General features: G+C 66.5%; 15 protein-coding genes. 9 read left to right on the top strand and 6 right to left on the bottom strand.

Annotation, left to right across the window (positions count from 1 at the left end; all coding sequences use genetic code 11):
- Positions 1-91: 91 nt before the first annotated feature.
- A complete protein-coding gene (locus tag ACQPYR_RS39020) occupies positions 92-1,636 on the bottom strand; it encodes an Hsp70 family protein (RefSeq protein ID WP_433624520.1) in 1,545 nt (514 codons plus the stop codon).
- 706 nt (positions 1,637-2,342) lie between these two features.
- Between ACQPYR_RS39020 and groES the strand changes: the two genes are divergently transcribed.
- Both groES and groL read left to right on the top strand, forming a co-directional pair.
- Entirely contained in the window at positions 2,343-2,642 is a 300-nt protein-coding gene (gene groES / locus ACQPYR_RS39015; RefSeq protein WP_040686722.1) for a co-chaperone GroES, read from the top strand.
- A gap of 88 nt (positions 2,643-2,730) precedes the next feature.
- Positions 2,731-4,341 carry a chaperonin GroEL gene (gene groL / locus ACQPYR_RS39010; RefSeq protein ID WP_433624518.1) on the top strand — a complete coding sequence of 537 codons (1,611 nt, stop codon included), beginning with the start codon at positions 2,731-2,733 and terminating at the stop codon, positions 4,339-4,341.
- Between the two features lie 140 nt (positions 4,342-4,481).
- Here groL and ACQPYR_RS39005 read toward each other — a convergent pair whose 3' ends face one another.
- The 3 genes from ACQPYR_RS39005 to ACQPYR_RS38995 all read right to left on the bottom strand — a co-directional run bounded on the left by ACQPYR_RS39005 (position 4,482) and on the right by ACQPYR_RS38995 (position 5,943).
- Positions 4,482-4,733: an RskA family anti-sigma factor gene (locus tag ACQPYR_RS39005; protein WP_433624516.1), complete on the bottom strand. Its 252-nt coding sequence runs from the start codon at positions 4,731-4,733 to the stop codon at positions 4,482-4,484.
- A gap of 1 nt (position 4,734) precedes the next feature.
- Positions 4,735-5,310 (bottom strand): sigma-70 family RNA polymerase sigma factor, encoded by a 576-nt coding sequence (locus tag ACQPYR_RS39000; RefSeq protein ID WP_040686725.1) that lies wholly within the window; start codon positions 5,308-5,310, stop codon positions 4,735-4,737.
- A 339-nt stretch (positions 5,311-5,649) separates the two neighbouring features.
- Positions 5,650-5,943: a WhiB family transcriptional regulator gene (locus ACQPYR_RS38995; protein ID WP_014981828.1), complete on the bottom strand. Its 294-nt coding sequence runs from the start codon at positions 5,941-5,943 to the stop codon at positions 5,650-5,652.
- Positions 5,944-6,669: 726 nt separating this feature from the next.
- Between ACQPYR_RS38995 and ACQPYR_RS38990 the strand changes: the two genes are divergently transcribed.
- The 3 genes from ACQPYR_RS38990 to ACQPYR_RS38980 all read left to right on the top strand — a co-directional run bounded on the left by ACQPYR_RS38990 (position 6,670) and on the right by ACQPYR_RS38980 (position 9,215).
- Complete coding sequence (locus ACQPYR_RS38990) at positions 6,670-7,431, top strand: hypothetical protein (RefSeq protein ID WP_433624514.1); 762 nt, start codon at positions 6,670-6,672, stop codon at positions 7,429-7,431.
- A 127-nt stretch (positions 7,432-7,558) separates the two neighbouring features.
- A complete protein-coding gene (locus ACQPYR_RS38985) occupies positions 7,559-8,137 on the top strand; it encodes a sigma-70 family RNA polymerase sigma factor (RefSeq protein WP_040686727.1) in 579 nt (192 codons plus the stop codon).
- Entirely contained in the window at positions 8,130-9,215 is a 1,086-nt protein-coding gene (locus ACQPYR_RS38980; protein ID WP_433624512.1) for an anti-sigma-D factor RsdA, read from the top strand. Before ACQPYR_RS38985 ends, ACQPYR_RS38980 begins: the two co-directional genes overlap by 8 nt.
- Before the next feature lie 220 nt (positions 9,216-9,435).
- Here ACQPYR_RS38980 and ACQPYR_RS38975 read toward each other — a convergent pair whose 3' ends face one another.
- Entirely contained in the window at positions 9,436-9,849 is a 414-nt protein-coding gene (locus ACQPYR_RS38975; protein ID WP_040686729.1) for a DUF5319 domain-containing protein, read from the bottom strand.
- A 385-nt stretch (positions 9,850-10,234) separates the two neighbouring features.
- On the opposite strand from ACQPYR_RS38975, the gene guaB reads away from it, so the two are divergent.
- On the top strand, positions 10,235-11,779 hold the full coding sequence (gene guaB / locus ACQPYR_RS38970; RefSeq protein WP_157124170.1) for an IMP dehydrogenase: 1,545 nt from the start codon (positions 10,235-10,237) through the stop codon (positions 11,777-11,779).
- A gap of 302 nt (positions 11,780-12,081) precedes the next feature.
- Entirely contained in the window at positions 12,082-13,254 is a 1,173-nt protein-coding gene (locus ACQPYR_RS38965) for a GuaB3 family IMP dehydrogenase-related protein (protein ID WP_433624510.1), read from the top strand.
- Between the two features lie 11 nt (positions 13,255-13,265).
- Here ACQPYR_RS38965 and ACQPYR_RS38960 read toward each other — a convergent pair whose 3' ends face one another.
- The gene (locus tag ACQPYR_RS38960; RefSeq protein ID WP_433624508.1) at positions 13,266-14,066 is read right to left on the bottom strand and encodes an alpha/beta fold hydrolase; all 801 of its coding nucleotides are present in this window, start codon (positions 14,064-14,066) and stop codon (positions 13,266-13,268) included.
- A 143-nt stretch (positions 14,067-14,209) separates the two neighbouring features.
- On the opposite strand from ACQPYR_RS38960, the gene guaA reads away from it, so the two are divergent.
- Both guaA and ACQPYR_RS38950 read left to right on the top strand, forming a co-directional pair.
- A complete protein-coding gene (gene guaA / locus ACQPYR_RS38955; protein ID WP_433624506.1) occupies positions 14,210-15,778 on the top strand; it encodes a glutamine-hydrolyzing GMP synthase in 1,569 nt (522 codons plus the stop codon).
- A 75-nt stretch (positions 15,779-15,853) separates the two neighbouring features.
- The gene (locus ACQPYR_RS38950; RefSeq protein ID WP_433624504.1) at positions 15,854-16,309 is read left to right on the top strand and encodes a hypothetical protein; all 456 of its coding nucleotides are present in this window, start codon (positions 15,854-15,856) and stop codon (positions 16,307-16,309) included.
- Positions 16,310-16,373: the final 64 nt, after the last annotated feature.

Below are 16,373 nucleotides of genomic sequence, written 5' to 3'. Positions count from 1 at the left end.
GGGGCGGTCGCATTTTGCCAAGGTTTCCACCTGCTCATTTGTCAGCAGCGATCCGTTTCATCCTCTGACTGCCCGCGCTCGGACGGTCCACTCAGTCGGGAGGGCCGATCAGCATCCCCGACCGCCCCGCACTCGACCCCGAATTCGCCTTGGGCGGAAATGGAATCCGCGATTGTGCAGGTCCCTGCGTGGGTCCCAGTTGCGGCGGCGATGACGCCGGACCGCGGTCCTGCCCCGACGACCCGACACCCGGCGAATTCGGATTTCCGAACAGCGGTCCGAGCAACTCGGGGAACGGAATCGGCGGCAGGTTCGGATCCGGGCGCAGCGTCGGCGCGGACGGGGTGGTCCCGACGGGCGACGAGGCGGTCGAGGTGGCCGGTTGGCCGCGGTCCGGAGTGAGCGAGGGGATACTGGCGCCGGTGGGCCGGTTGGTGCTCTCTCGGTTCGGGCCGGTGGTCGAAGTGCCCGCACCGGTCGGCGGCGCCACCGTCACCGGCGCCGTGGGTAGTTGGGCACTGCTGGTGGTGCCCGCGGGGGAGATCTCGTCGTCCCCGGTCGGCGCGAAGGTCTTCACGCCGTAGCCGATGACCAGTCCGACCACCACGATCGCACCCGCCAGCGTGCCGACGACCTTGGTGAAGGTACCGACCGGCGCGTCGGCGGCGCCGACGACCGGGAATACCGACGGCTGCACCGAATCCGCCACCAGCGCGGCGCCTTTCGCGATCACCGCCTCCGGATCGTCGATGGTGTGCACCGGAATGTCCAGCGTGCGTTCGAGGGTGGACAGGACGGCCGGAATATTGGCCCCGCCGCCGATCACAATCACGGCCTGCGGAAACGTGGGCGCCCGCGCGAAAACCGCGGCGACGAAAACGGCGGTCTCGCGCAGCAGATCCGAGATCAGTTCCTCGAAGTCGGCCCTGGTCAGCTTGAGCGGCTGCCCGGCGACATGATCGATGGTCACGGCGGGCGCGATCGATAGGTGTTCCTTGGCGGCGCGGCCGCGGTTGGTCAGCATGCCCCGGTTGGGGCGGGTGCCGCGCCGGGCGTAGTGCAGATCGACCAGGTGGTGATAGATCAGCTCGTCGATGGCATTGCCGCTGATCGCCGCGGTGCGTTCGGTGCGCAGGATGGTGGCGTCGGCTTGGTCGGCCACGGTGACGCTGAGACCGGTCGCGCCGAGGTCGACGATGGCGACCGTTTCGTAGCGGTCCACGAGTCCGGTGTGCCGCAAATACGTCAGTGCCGCAGTACCTTCCGGCACCAGCCGCAGATCGCGCTGTTTGCCGGTGGCCGACCGGATCACCTGCGCCTGCTCTTTACTGCGATAGGCGACCGCGACGCTGGTGGGCGGGCGACCGGCGGCGGAGTCGACACCGACCGATTTCGCACCGGCGAAGCGCGCGCCGACCGGATGCGCAGGAAAGGCCACGTCATAGGAGAGCTGCGTGGTCGGAAGCTGGGTGGTCATGAGCTCGATCGAGGACGCGACGAGATCACCGAGATCGGAGTGGGCCGCGTCCGCGGAAACCACTCGATAGTCGAAACTCTGCGCGCCATTGGACGCGGTAGCGACCAGCGCCGAGCACACGACCTCGTTACCGGCCGATATGCCGAGGGATGTTCGCATGTCACCTCCCTTCGAGCGGATGGTCATGGTGTCGCCGACCATCTTGAATGGACAGCCGGACAGCTCGCGTGGGTGGCGAGCGATCCGGACGCGGGACCGGGCCGACCCATTGTCCGGATGGGTCGCTGGGACGGCCATGGATCACGTGTGGTCTTGCCCTCTGGTGAAGCTTCTTGTTGAAAACGCTGGTGTCGTGACGCTGGTACTGACGTTGATCTTGCTCTTGCGGAGCGGGTATTGCTCTGTGGCACTGGGTGTTTCGTGACGCTTGGTACTCCCCCCGAAGCGCCGGTTCGTGACGAACACGGCGAGCGGAGCACGACCGTCGTCAATACTGTCACAATCCGTTATCCGAACGTTACAGATTTGCCGAAGTCTTGGGAAGCCCTCAGACATCTGGGCGTGGCGTGGCGCACGCGTGTCGGAAAACGACACGCGTAGGCCGGGACCAACGACTTTGGCACCGTCCAACCTTGAGCGCTGGCACTCTCATGTATAGAGTGCTAGTCGGCACTGTGTGATGTGCGTGTGCCAGTTCGACTACTGAGCAGGGGTCCCGGCACCCGCGACGACGGGGCTGATGCGCAGGGTCGAGTTCGAGTGACCGTCGGCGACTGCTTGCGGGTCGCTCGATACAAACCGATACCGATGGTCCGGGACAACAGTTCCGGACGACCGTAAATCCCCTGAAAGTGGAGGGCTCAACGTGGCGAGCGTGAACATCAAGCCGCTCGAGGACAAGATCCTCGTCCAGGCCAACGAGGCCGAGACGACGACGGCCTCCGGCCTGGTCATCCCCGACACGGCGAAGGAGAAGCCGCAGGAGGGCACCGTCATCGCCGTCGGCGAAGGACGCGTCACCGACAAGGGTGACCGCATCCCGGTCGACGTCAAGGAAGGCGACGTCGTCATCTACAGCAAGTACGGCGGCACCGAGATCAAGTACCAGGGCGAGGAATACCTCATCCTGTCGGCGCGCGACATCCTGGCCGTCGTCACCAAGTAGCCGATAGGCACATGCGTTCCGCCCCGGTGTCTTTCGCGACCCGGGGCGGAGTGCGTTCGGCCCAGAACACACAGGAGCTGACAAAAACATGGCAAAGCAGATCGAGTTCGACGAGAAGGCTCGTCGTGCTCTCGAGCGCGGTGTCGACAAGCTCGCCGACGCGGTGAAGGTCACCCTCGGGCCGCGTGGTCGCCACGTCGTGCTCGCGAAGGCCTTCGGCGGCCCGACCGTGACCAACGACGGTGTCACCATCGCGCGCGATATCGACCTCGAGGATCCGTTCGAGAACCTCGGCGCGCAGCTGGTCAAGAGCGTCGCGACCAAGACCAACGATGTCGCCGGTGACGGCACCACCACCGCCACCGTGCTGGCCCAGGCGCTGGTGCGCGCGGGTCTGAAGAACGTTGCGGCGGGCGCGAATCCGATCGTGGTGGGTTCGGGCATCGGCAAGGCCGCCGACGCGGTCTCCGAGGCGCTGCTCGCGCTGGCCACCCCGGTCTCCGGTGAGCAGGCCATCGCACAGGTCGCCACCGTCTCCTCGCGCGACGAGGAGATCGGCGAAATGGTCGGCAAGGCGCTGACCACCGTCGGCAAGGACGGCGTGGTCACCGTCGAGGAGTCCTCGACGCTGCAGACCGAACTCGTCGTCACCGAGGGCGTCCAGTTCGACAAGGGCTACCTCTCGCCCTACTTCGTCACCGACGCCGACAGCCAGCAGGCTGTTCTCGAGGATGCCTACATCCTGCTGAACCGGGAGAAGATCAGCTCGCTGCCCGATCTGCTCCCGCTGCTGGAGAAGATCGCCGAATCCGGCAAGCCGGTGCTGATCATCGCCGAGGACGTCGAGGGCGAGGCGCTGTCCACCCTGGTGGTCAACTCGATCCGCAAGACGCTCAAGGCCGTTGCGGTGAAGGCACCGTTCTTCGGTGACCGGCGCAAGGCCTTCCTCGACGACCTCGCCGTCGTCACCGCGGGCACCGTGGTCAACCCGGATCTGGGCATCTCGCTGCGCGAGGCGGGCATCGAGGTGCTCGGCAAGGCGCGTCGCATCGTCGTCACCAAGGACGACACCACGATCATCGACGGTGCCGGCACCGCCGCGGACATCGCGGCCCGTGGCGCGCAGCTGCGGCGCGAGATCGAGGCCACCGATTCCGATTGGGATCGGGAGAAGCTCGAGGAGCGCTTGGCCAAGCTGGCAGGCGGCGTCGCGGTGATCAAGGTCGGCGCGGCCACCGAGACCGCGCTCAAGGAGCGCAAGTACCGGGTCGAGGACGCGGTCAGCGCGGCCAAGGCCGCCGTCGACGAGGGCATCGTGCCCGGTGGAGGCACCGCCCTGGTGCACGCCGCGGCCAAGCTCGTCGAACTGCGCGACTCGCTCTCCGGCGACGAGGCCATCGGTGTCGAGGCGGTGCGTACCGCACTGTCGGCGCCGCTGTTCTGGATCGCCACCAATGCGGGCGTGGACGGTTCCGTGGTGGTCAGCAAGGTCGCCGACGGCAAGGAGGGCTTCAATGCCGCCACCCTCGCCTACGGTGATCTGCTCACCGACGGTGTCGTCGACCCGGTCAAGGTGACCCGCTCCGCGGTCGTGAACGCGGCGTCGGTGGCCCGGATGATTCTCACCACCGAGAGCGCCGTGGTCGACAAGCCCGCCGAAGAGGAGCACGACCACAGCCACCACGGTCACGCCCACTGAGCGCAGGCCGCACGGCAGAAGGCCCCCGGGACCGCACGTCCCGGGGGCCTTCGTGTTGTGAACAATATGAACGCAATGGCGCGCAACAAGTCGAAAAATATCAATCGCGAGAACTGATTCCGACTCTGGTCGGCGAAGTTCTAAGAGGCGACGGGTGGTTGCTCGGCGGCGATGGCGGCGAGCAATCCGGCACGCAGGGCGGCGGGCGGCTGGGCCGCCGTCGCCTCCGCGAGAGTGCCGAGGACTTCCTTCGTCTGCTGGACTTCGATCATGAATTCCGCGCGTAGTACGGGGTCCTCGCCGTCGAGTACTTCCTGCAACGCATTGTGGTCTTCGTCGTCGATCGATCCGAGCGCGACGGCGTGCGCGAGATCGATCCGGGCTTCGTTCATCTCACGTCACCCCCAAACTTTTCTTCAGTCGTGTCAATCCGTCCCGTATACGGGACTTAACGGTCGGTAACCCTACGCCGAGGAAGTCGGCCACTTCCGCGTAGGTTCGCCCGCCGTAGTAGGCGAGCGAAATGGCTTCCCGCTGAGTCTGTGTCAACGTCCCTAGACCCTGCTGGACGGCCTGCTGCTCGAGCCTTCGCTCCACTTCTTCGGTGACCTCATCGAATTCGTTGCCGAGAACCCTTATCCCATAGGCGACTTCGCGCAGGGTATGGGCCTGTTCGGCGCGGACTCGGTCGACGGCCCGCCGATGGGCGAGGGTCATCAACCATGTCACCGCGGAACCTTTGGTCGCGTCGAAACTGGACGCGGTCCGCCAGATCTGGAGATACACCTCCTGGGTGGTCTCCTCCGCGTAGCCGGGGTCGTGCAGGACGCGTAGCACCAAGCCGAACACGCGCGCGCACGTTCGGTCGTACAGCTCGGCGAATGCTTCCTGGTCGGACCGGCCGCAACGTTCGAGAAGTGCGGCGAGCTCGATACTTTCGGCGGCGCGTGCCGTTACCGCAGATTCCACCCGATTCGACGTAATGGTGGGTGGGATGGCTTCTCTTCGGAACGAGTCGCCCTCTGCGGCCGGCGGCCGCGTTGTCACAACGCTCCATTCTGTGTCATCGGTCACTACCGTAGCTGGCCGCTATCGGACCCCATGCGGTGGGGTGTCAGCGAACCGCATGCGGGGCCGGCAACTTCCCGGTAAGCCTCGACACGCCAGACGTTTCTGGAGAGGACACGCCGTGACACGCCGTTGGTTTCACGAAACGCCGCATCTGTAACCGACTTCGGCTTGTGGCCATCGCCGGGTGTTTGCTAGGCATTCGGCGCGCCGCGCCACCCGGATGGGAAGAAGTTGGTTTTAAACGGCCATCCGACGACGGTTGCGTCGAGCGTGCATCTCCCGCTCGGTTTCGGACATACCGCCCCAGATGCCGTAGGGCTCGCTGACTTTGAGTGCGTGGCTGCGGCACTGCATGAGCACCGGGCAGGCTCGGCAGATCTCTTTGGCGCGCATCTCGCGTGCGGTGCGGGCGCGGCCGCGTTCACCGTCCGGATGGAAAAACACCGCGGAGTCCTGGCCTCGGCAGGATCCTCGCATCTGCCAGTCCCAGACGTCCGCGTTCGGTCCGGGGAGGTGAGTCGGCATGGGCATGGTGAACTCCTCGTGGTGCGAGCTCGTCAGCGTTGTCGAGCAGTTGTTCTGCAACAGTTGTGGCCACGGCGCTGGGTCGGCGGCGTGCCATGGGCTCGCCTATTGCGGTCGCTGCAATTTCGCGCGGCGCCGACCGTGGCGATGAGTTACGTTAGGTCCAGCCGCGAAATTCCGTCAATAGTTCGATGCAGCAGTTTTCTAAATCTTAAGCTGCGAAAATTAACCTCGAAGCTGTTTACTTTTTGGGCCCGTCCGGCAATACTGATCGGTTGGCCAGAGGCTGGTAGGTCTTCGCATGGCGTCAGTATTCCGCATTCCCGCAGGTGGGAACCGGTCGGTGGTTGCATCCCGGTGTGGTAGCGAGTAGGCGAAGACGTGGGTCCTATCACACCGTCGACGGCCCGCTACGATGTCCGGTCGATCGCAGATGGCAGAAACGGGGCGCTGAGGTTAATTGCGCGAAACGCATGTGAATTCCGGTCACACACGCTATGTGATTGCCGGAAGTACTTTTACTTGATGGAAACATGGCGACGGCGATGAAATGCTCAATATTAGCCGGAAGTACCTGACGGACGGTTTCTCGCTGCGCGGCCACCCGCGGCGCTCGGGTTAGAGTTCGGCGTGCTCGTGCCTGCTTCCCCTATATATATCGAGTCCGCCATGCTTGCCGACGCGGCTTTCGGTGCCTGCCCCGGCCGTGCCGCTAACGAGTTGCCAACCGCCGTGAACCCGCTCGATTTCTGGCATCGGGCGGTGATCTTCGGTGGTCAGGGCCGCTACGCCGCGGCACGTGAAGAGTTGCGGGTATTGCGCGCACACACCACCGATCCGGTGTTGCTGTCGCTGGCCGCGAGTACCGAGGGCTCGTTTCTGCGTCAGCTCGGCTGGCATGCCCGTGCCGCCGGATACGACGGTCGCGCGGCCGCGTTGATCCTGCCGACGGGGGATGCGGTCGGTCCCGGACGCGTGGACGCGATCTGTGACGCGCTGACCGGTCTCGCGGCCGACGCGCTCGGCACCGGCCGTCTGGCGCTCGCTTCGCGCCTGCTCCGGCGCTGTCATGACGCGATGACCCAGACGCGGTCGTCGCACGGCTGGCGAACGCTGATCCGGTGGCATTGGGTCTGCGCGGAGACCGCACTCGCCGCCGGCGCCGCCGACACCGCCGCGCCCCATGCCGCGACGGCCCTCGCGCTGGCCGAGGACGGACCGTCCGTCCGGCATCGGGTCAAGTCCCGGCTCCTGGTCGCAGCGACCGCCGCGGCAGCCGGTGATGTCGAGCATGCGCGAACGCTCGCCGATGAGGTCGCCGAGCAGTGCCGCGAGCACGGATTGCTCCCATTGCGTTGGGCCAGTTCGATGTTGCGCTCCGGGGTGTCCACGGGGGCGCGCGCGAGCGCGGCCGCGGCCGATGCACAGGGGTGCGCGCAGGCAATCCGCCGTCGTGGCGGGCACTTTCGTCCCATGAGTGATTCGCGAGTCTGATCAAGACACCACCGTGTTGCCCGGATCCACGGGTTGTATCGCTATTGTTAGACCCGTTCCGCCCCTTCGGCGGAAGCACTGGTCATCACTGCCGGTGCCACTTGTAACGCCAGGAAATTCTCTGACGATGACGAACACGGGCGAAGAGTTGGACCTCGCCGTCGCTGCCGCTGCGCAGGGCGACAGATCCGCTTTAGCTCAGGTACTCGAATTGGTCCGCCCGTTGGTGGTGCGCTATTGCCGCGCGCGGATCGGCGCCGCGGAGCGTGGACAGCTCTCTGCGGACGACGTCGCGCAGGAGGTATGTCTGGCCGTGATGACAGCTCTGCCCCGGTATCAGGACCAGGGCAGGCCCTTCATGGCCTTCGTATACGGAATCGCTTCGCACAAGGTTGCCGACGCTCATCGCAACGCCGCCCGTAACAAGGCGGAGGCAATGGCCGAAGTACCAGATGTCATATCCACCGACCAGGGGCCGGAACAGCGAGCTCTCGAGTCCGAAACGAGCAGGCAGATGAACAGTCTGCTCGCGACGCTTCCGGAGAAGCATCGAGAGATTCTGATCCTGCGTTTGGTCATGGGTTTGTCAGCAGAAGAAACCGCAGTCGCCGTGGGCAGTACGGCGGGTGCGATACGCGTCGCCCAACACCGGGCGCTCGCGAAACTGAAGTCACAAGTGGCGAGGGCAGGTGAAATGTATGGCTAGGGATGGCGAGCGCGGTCGGGGCGACTGGAAGGCGCGACGTGGATCGCGAAACAGCGGTCCCTACGCCGGGAGTGGTGACACCGGTCCGGTGGACATCGCGGCGGTGCGCAGAGACGATGCGCTGATTGATGCCATTGCTAGCAACGGCCCGGTACAGACCGGCAGCGCGGAGGAGTTTCAGCTCGCGTCGCTGCTGGCGGACTGGCGAGCGGAGCTGATTTCTCCGCCGTTGCCCGCTGGACCGAATCTCGATGAGATCGTTGCCGCGGTCAATCAGGAGATCGGTGCCCGGCAGGTCCGGATCGGTGCGCAGTCCGGTGGGCGACTACGGCTTATCCGTCCGATTCTCGGGACGGCTGCCGCGCTGGCACTGGTCATCGGTGGTCTTTCGGCGTTCTCCTATGGCGCCGCTCCTGGTGATCCGCTCTGGCGGGTCAAGGAAGTCGTGTTCAGTGAACAGGCGCAGTCGACCGTGGTGCAGCGCGCCGACAGCGATCTGGCCAATGCGAAAACGATGCTCGCTCAGGACAATCCGGAGCAGGCAAGGGCAAAGCTGGAGGGCGCCAAGGCGAATGCCGAGCTGATCGACGATCCGGTCAAGCGGGACAAGCGAATCAACGAATTCAACGCCTTGCTCGCGGAGTTGAACAAGATCGCTCCGGAGATCGGGAAGTCGCTCGCGGCGAGCACGACATCGACGACGGCACCCAACCCGACGGCAACCGACGGCACCAACTCGCCGACCACCAGGCCTTCCGGCGATGCTGGTTCTACCTCCTCGGTGGTGCCGCCGGTCGATTCGAAGGTGCCGACGACGGAGCCGAACACACCGGGCAAGTCGACACCGCCGACAACCGCGCCGCCGGTCAGCACTCCTGCTCCCGAACAGCCCACCCAGCCCAGTCATCCGACTCAGGCTCCGCCGACCACCGTGGCCACCCAGCCCACGGGGGTCGTGCCGAGCGTGGATTCCGGCCCGCCCGCGCAATCCCCGACTCATCAGCAGCCGCCGACCTTCGTGGTTCCCACCGGTTTGCCGTCTTTGCCGGGGCTGCCCGGATCGGGGCCGGCCACTTAATCGGAGTCGATACTCCAACAGCGCTTTGGCTCGTGAGAAGCGCTCGATCCAGCAGAAGCGCTGTGGCGGATGCATATCCGCCACATCCGCGCGCGCGTGGGTGCGCGGATGTTCGAATTGTTGTGCATGAACCGATCGCCGACCGGCGGTCGGCTTTTTGTCTGTCAGCTATTTCACATCGCGCCCGCGCGTCAGCGCGCTGTGTGTGGGGCGCGCGATGTCAGCTGTCGAACCCGTCGAACCCGTCGCCGTGGAAGGCCTCGTTCATCGAGGCGTCCGCGTATCCCCGGCAGTAATCCCAGGTGACATACGCTTCCGGCATCGGGTCGTAGGCGGGCTCGTGCGGGCGCACCGTGCCGTCGACCAGCAGCTGAAGCAGGTTGGCGCGCAGCATATCCCAGTCGTGGTAGTGATCTTGTCTGCAGTCTTCGCAGCTGACCACGAGTCCTCGGATGCCACGGTGCGCTAGTAGTGCCTCATACACCGCAAGGTCGGCGAGATCCTCCTCGACCGCAAGGCGCTCGTGGGGATCCAGCGGTTCGCCGGGCTCGATGGCATCGAGCGCGGCGGACGGGTCGGAGGGGTCTCCGGCGAACGGATCCGGCGGCAAGCCAGGTGGTAGATGGTCACGCACACCCCCACGGTACGCAGAACAGGGTGCTCTTCGCCAGCTATGTGGCGCGCCAGTTTCGGTGGTGGGCTCAGTTCCGTGAGTGAGCGCAGCGAGTGAACCATAGGCACAGGCGCTCACGCGCACGACGGAGCCGAGCGTCAGCGAGGCGCAGTCGTGAGCGAGCGCCAGCGAGTGAACCATGGATACAGCGCGCCTCGCGCGCGGCGGGGCCGAGCGTTAGCGAGGCGCCGTCGGGCGCGTGTTTGCGGGACAGATACCATGGGTCACAGGCCCCGGCCAGTATCCGACAGCGCTGGCGGAGCCGCCACCGTCCATCCCATCAGCTTCCACGACGCCGGCCAACCCGGCGTTCGTTGCTTTCGACGTCCAGGAGGGGTCGATCCGAATGAGTAATCCCGTATCGGGCGAACGAATCGCGGTCCGCCCTCCTACGGGTGGTGACGATCCGAACAAGATCGCCATGCTCGGCCTCACGTTCGACGATGTGCTGTTGCTACCGGCCGCTTCGGATCTCATCCCGAGCTCGGTGGAAACCTCCAGCCAGCTGACCCGTGAGATCCGGTTGCGCACCCCGCTCTGCAGCTCCGCCATGGACACCGTGACCGAGGCGCGGATGGCCATCTCCATGGCGCGCGCGGGTGGCATGGGCGTGTTGCACCGCAATCTGGCCGTCGCCGATCAGGCCGCGCAGGTCGAGACCGTCAAGCGGTCCGAGGCGGGCATGGTCACCGACCCGGTGACCTGTCGCCCCACCGACACCCTCGCCGAGGTCGACGCGATGTGCGCCCGCTTCCGCATTTCCGGACTGCCGGTGGTGGATGAGACCGGCGCGCTTGTGGGCATTATCACCAACCGCGACATGCGCTTCGAGGTCGATCAGAACCGGCGGGTCGCCGATGTGATGACCAAAGCGCCGTTGATCACCGCGCAGGAGGGCGTCACCGCCGAGGCCGCGCTCGGTCTGCTGCGCCGCCACAAGATCGAGAAGTTGCCCATCGTCGACGGTAACGGCCGCCTGCGGGGACTCATCACCGTCAAGGACTTCGTCAAGACCGATCAATACCCGAATGCCACCAAGGACCGTGACGGCCGCCTGCTCGTCGGCGCCGCGATCGGTGTCGGCGAGGACTCCTGGTCGCGCGCTATGACTTTGGCCGACGCCGGGGTCGACGTGCTCATCGTCGATACCGCGCACGGCCATCAGGCCGGTGTCTTGCAGATGGTGACCAAGGTCAAGGCCGAGGTCGGCGATCGCATCCAGATCGTCGGTGGCAATGTGGCCACCAGGGCCGGTGCGGCCGCGCTGGTCGAGGCGGGCGCGGATGCGGTGAAGGTCGGTGTCGGTCCCGGCTCCATCTGCACCACCCGCGTGGTCGCCGGTGTCGGCGCGCCGCAGATCACCGCGATCCTCGAGGCCGTCGCCGCGTGCAAGCCGTACGGCGTTCCGGTGATCGCCGACGGCGGCATCCAGTTCTCCGGTGATATCGCCAAGGCCATCGCGGCGGGCGCGTCCACCGTGATGCTCGGCTCGCTGCTGGCCGGTACCGCCGAGTCCCCGGGTGAGCTGATCCTGGTGGGCGGCAAGCAGTTCAAGAGCTACCGCGGCATGGGTTCGCTGGGCGCCATGCAGGGGCGCGGCCAGGCCAAGTCGTACTCCAAGGACCGCTACTTCCAGGACGACGTGCTCGCCGAGGACAAGCTGGTGCCCGAGGGCATCGAGGGGCGGGTGCCGTTCCGCGGACCGGTCAACCAGGTCATCCATCAGCTCGTCGGCGGACTGCGGGCGGCCATGGGCTACACCGGGTCGCAGTCCATCGCGGATCTGCAGGAGGCGCAGTTCGTGCAGATCACCGCGGCGGGCCTCAAGGAGAGCCACCCGCACGACATCACGATGACCGTCGAGGCGCCCAACTACACTGGTCGCGGCTAGCCCGGTTGACGTTTGTGTACTGGACCGTCCGGTCCGTGCATGATTGGGCTTGGTAGCGTCTCCACGCGCTTCGGCAGCTGAGGCTGTGCGAAGCGAGGGGCGCTCCGAGGTCCGAGCTTCGGCCTGTCGCCTCATGCGACCACAACGGAGCGAGTCTTACGAGCGACGTTCGCGGCCCGTCTCGCGTCCGAGTCGTCGAAGCGCATGCGCCCGCAGGCGCGAGTCTCGACGGCTCGGACGCGAGACACCAGGGGGCCGCGAACACGCCGCGCCGCAGGCGCGGCCAAAATTAAGGAGCAAGCGTGCGCGACATGGTCGAGATCGGTATGGGTCGGACCGCCCGGCGTACCTATGAACTGGACGATGTCGATATCGTCCCGTCGCGGCGGACTCGTTCGTCGAAGCAGGTATCGCTGGCGTGGCAGTTGGACGCATACCGATTCGAGATCCCGTTCCTGGCGCACCCGACCGATGCGCTGGTCTCGCCGGAGTTCGCCATCCAACTCGGCAGGCTCGGCGGACTCGGCGTCATCAACGGTGAGGGGCTGTGGGCCCGGCACGCCGATGTCGCCGCCAAGATCGACCAGCTGCTCGAGCTCGTCGCCAAGGGCGGCTACGAGCGTGCCGTCGGGCTGCTGCAGGAACTGCATGCCGCGCCGATGCAGCCGGATCTGCTGGCCGCCGCGGTCGCGCAGGTGCGGGCCGCCGGTGTGACGGTGGCGGTGCGGGTGAGCCCGCAGAACGCCCGCGCGCTGACCCCGGCGCTGCTGCAGGCCGGTATCGACCTACTCGTGGTGCACGGCACCATCATCTCCGCCGAACACGTCGGCGACGGTGAACCGTTGAACCTCAAGACCTTCATCGCCGAACTGGATGTGCCGGTGGTGGCCGGTGGCGTGAGCGATCACAAGACCGCGCTGCACCTGATGCGTACCGGCGCCGCGGGCGTCATCGTCGGTTACGGCTCCTACCCCGGCGCGACGACCACCGGTGAGGTGCTCGGCATCGGGGTGCCGATGGCCACCGCCATCGCCGATGCCGCCGCCGCGCGTCGCGACTACCTGGACGAGACCGGCGGCCGCTATGTGCACGTGATCGCCGACGGCGATATCGCCACCTCGGGCCAGCTGGCCAAGGCCATCGCCTGTGGCGCCGATGCCGCCATGCTCGGGGTCCCGCTTGCGCTGGCCGCCGAGGCGCCTGGTCGCGGCTGGTACTGGCCGTCCTCGGCCGCGCATCCGTCGGTGCCGCGCGGTTCGCTGCTGCACGTGGAGGATCCGTGGGATCTGGGCGGCGAGCTGTCCGGTGATACCGGCGAGACGGTGCGTCCGAGCCTGGAGCGTGTCCTGTACGGACCCTCCGACGACCCGTTCGGCTCGCTGAATCTCGTTGGCGGCCTGCGTCGCTCGATGGCCAAGGCGGGCTACTCCGACCTCAAGGAATTCCAGCGGGTCGGCCTCAGCGTGCGCGCGTGAGGTAGCCGCGCTCAGCGGACGTGCGTCGGCACTGACCGCTCGCGGAGGAACTGCTGGATGGCGTGATTCACCGGGTCGGGGTGGGTCATGGTGACCGCCAGGCGCGCACCCGCGATCTCGACGAAGGTCGATGCGGTGAGGTCGGCGGCCAGCTGCTGGGCGCGCTCGCGGGCGATGCCGCTGTCGGTGGCGTGAATCACCAAGGCGGGGCAGGTGATTTCGGATAAGCGATCCGATACCGAATCCCGGCCGAGTAGACAGCCCGCGGCGACCTCGATGCCCTCGCGGTCGCGGACCAGCCAGCGTTTGGTCCAGATCGCCCGGTACCACTCGTCATCGCCGATCAGCCAATACGCGAGCTGTTCGACGGCCTCCTGCCGGGAGCCGTCGTCGTACCACTCGTCCAGGAATTTCTGGGTCGCGGTGGATTGCTCGGGCGTCGGGCCGTGCGCCTCGGTGCTGATCAGGATCAGCGCGGAAACCCGTTCGGGTGCGATGAGCGCGGTGCGCAGCGCGGTGAATCCCCCTTGCGCGGTGCCGCCGAACACGGCGCGTTCGGCGCCGAGATGGTCGAGCACGGTGAGGGCGTCGCGCGCGGCGGTCCAGTAGGTGAACGGTAGCCCCTGGTCCCTGGTGCGGCCGTGTCCGCGCGCATCCCAGGACACGATCCGGAATTCCGGTGCGAGCGCGGCCATCTGGGATGCGAACATCGTCCGGTCCATGAAGAATTCGTGCGCTAGTAAGACCACCGGACCGTCGCCGCCACTGTCCTCGTAGTGGATGTCGGCGTCTATCGCGCGAGCGAAGGGCACGGCATGAGGATAACCAGCAGTGCGGGGCCGCGCGGGAAGATTTCCGCCGCTGACATCAAAGCCACGCTGGCGCTCGGCTCCGATGCCGGCGATGCTGCTGTGCCGATGGTTCGGTCGCTGCGCTCCCTCACTAAACTGTTCGAGTGGCAGAAACTCAGAGACCGGTCCTCGTCGTCGACTTCGGCGCACAGTACGCCCAGCTGATCGCCCGGCGGGTCCGTGAATCGAGTGTTTATTCGGAGGTGATTCCGCATACCGCCACGGTGGACGAGATCGCCGAGAAGCAGCCGCTTGCGGTGATTCTGTCCGGCGGACCGTCCAGCGTGTACGCCGAGGGCGCACCGCAGCTGGACGCGCGGCTGTTCGATCTCGACATTCCGGTCTTCGGCATCTGCTACGGCTTTCAGGCCATGGCGCAAGCGCTCGGCGGCACCGTCGCCCATACCGGCACCCGCGAATACGGCCGCACCGACCTCGATATCGACGGCGGTCTGCTGCACGGCGGTCTGCCCACCAAACAGCCGGTGTGGATGAGCCACGGCGATGCGGTCACCGATGCGCCCGAGGGCTTCGAGGTCACCGGCACCAGCGCGGGCGCTCCGGTCGCCGCATTCGAGAACCGGGCTCGCAGGCTGGCCGGTGTGCAGTATCACCCGGAGGTGCTGCACTCGCCGCACGGTCAGCAGGTGCTCAGCCGCTTCCTGCACGAACTCGCCGGCATCCCCGCCACCTGGACCCCGGCCAATATCGCCGAATCGTTGATCACTTCGGTGCGCGAGCAGATCGGCGACGGTCATGCGATCTGCGGGCTGTCCGGCGGTGTGGACAGCGCGGTCGCCGCAGCGCTGGTGCAGCGCGCCATCGGCGACCGCCTGACCTGTGTGTTCGTCGACCACGGCCTGTTGCGGGCGGGGGAGCGCGAGCAGGTGCAGCAGGACTTCGTCGCCGCGACCGGCGCCAAGCTGGTTACCGTCGACGCGGTGGACAAGTTCCTCGGTGAGCTGAAGGGCGTCACCGATCCGGAGGAGAAGCGCAAGATCATCGGCCGGGAGTTCATCCGGTCGTTCGAGGACGCGGTCTCCGAGGTCGTCGTGGAACAGACCGGTGGCGCCGAGCCGGAGGTCGAGTTCCTGGTGCAGGGCACGCTCTACCCGGACGTCGTCGAATCCGGTGGCGGCAGCGGCACCGCGAATATCAAGAGCCACCACAATGTCGGCGGTCTGCCCGACGATCTGGAGTTCGACCTCGTCGAGCCGTTGCGGTTGCTGTTCAAGGACGAGGTGCGCGCGGTCGGCCGCGAACTCGGGCTGCCCGAGGAAATCGTTGCCCGCCAGCCGTTCCCGGGGCCCGGCCTGGCCATCCGCATTGTCGGCGAGGTCACCGCGGACCGCCTGGAGACGCTGCGGCAGGCCGATGCCATCGTACGCGAGGAGTTGACCGCCGCCGGACTCGATCGCCAGATCTGGCAGTGCCCGGTGGTGCTGCTCGCGGATGTGCGCAGCGTCGGTGTGCAGGGCGACGGCCGCACCTACGGCCATCCGATCGTGCTCCGCCCGGTCTCCAGTGAGGACGCGATGACCGCCGACTGGACCCGGCTGCCCTATGACGTACTCGAGCGCATTTCCACCCGCATCACCAATGAGGTGGCCGAGGTCAACCGGGTTGTCCTCGATGTGACGAGCAAGCCGCCGGGCACCATCGAATGGGAGTGACCCCGCAATCGGGCCTGATTTGCCGGATTTCGGGAGTACCGTCAGCCGGATAGACCAGTTCCCCAGGGGGTCCGGATGGCAGCGAAGAAGCCGCTCTGCACCTTCCACGCGGTTGTCGAGGCACCGTGTGGGGTGGTGGCTGCGCTGCTCACCACAGTGAGCGCGGGCCCGGTCGGTCCGGACAACGCCTTCTTCCTCGTCGACGGGCCCGACCCCGGGATCGAGTTGCGCGGCGGCCCGAATGAATTCCGGGCCGCGATCGCCGGGGATCTCAATGGGATTCGGGTCGAGGTGGATCGGGCGCAGGCGATGTTCGCGGTCGAGGGGCAGCGGTGGTTTCGCGCAGAATGCCGAGTGCTGCCGCATCCGAAGGGCGCTCGGGTGATCCAGCAGATGTTCAACGTCGCGACCAGTGGGCGGTGGATGGTGCCGATGATCGCGCGGGGTGTCGAGGGCAAGCAGCGGGTGAGTATGCAGCGGCTACTCGACCGGATCAGTGAGCATTTGGGCTGCCCGGCCTATTTGGACTAGTCGTGGGCGGCGGTGTGCGGCCGAGGATGAGTTGCCCGAGCAATAAGCCGCCGCCGAGGTAGCT

The sequence above is a fragment of the Nocardia sp. CA-120079 genome, assembly GCF_050955745.1.
GTDB lineage: Bacteria > Actinomycetota > Actinomycetes > Mycobacteriales > Mycobacteriaceae > Nocardia.
Note: the sequence above shows the minus strand (reverse complement) of the source record. Positions and strands in the feature narration are given on the sequence as shown.